This is a genomic window from Peribacillus sp. P4_C12, assembly GCF_056402095.1.
Genome location: NZ_JBFUIB010001199.1, coordinates 1 through 547, shown reverse-complemented (window position 1 = coordinate 547; position 547 = coordinate 1). Strand labels below are relative to the sequence as shown.

Below are 547 nucleotides of genomic sequence, written 5' to 3'. Positions count from 1 at the left end.
ATGGTGGCACATATTTGGGGGGATAATCCCGAATATTTCCGTCAAATGAGTATTGGCATGGCAGAGCTAGGATTTAAAGGCATCGATATTAATATGGGCTGCCCTGTACCGAATGTGGCATCGAGAGGGAAAGGTAGTGGCCTTATTCTGCGTCCAAACGTTGCGGCAGAACTTATTCAAGCAGCAAAAGCGGGCGGACTGCCTGTCAGCGTGAAAACACGACTTGGCTATGAGGATGTAAATGAGTGGGAGGAGTGGCTAACGCATATTTTAAAACAGGATATTGCGAACCTTTCTATTCATTTACGTACAAGAAAGGAAATGAGCCAAGTAGATGCGCATTGGGAGCTAATTCCGGAAATCAAAAAATTACGTGACCGTATCGCACCAAATACGCTACTAACAATCAATGGAGACATTCCTGACCGTCAAACTGGGCTGCAGCTTGCTGAACAATATGGTATTGATGGCGTTATGATCGGGCGAGGKATTTTTAAAAATCCTTTTGCTTTTGAAAAAGAGCCAAGAGAGCATAGCAGTAAAGAAT

1 protein-coding gene is annotated in these 547 nt (G+C 44.0%); it reads left to right on the top strand.

Annotation, left to right across the window (positions count from 1 at the left end):
* Positions 1–547, top strand: a 547-nt coding sequence (locus tag AC1DUW_RS32120) for a tRNA dihydrouridine synthase (protein ID WP_477644620.1), incomplete at both ends; no start/stop codon positions are given.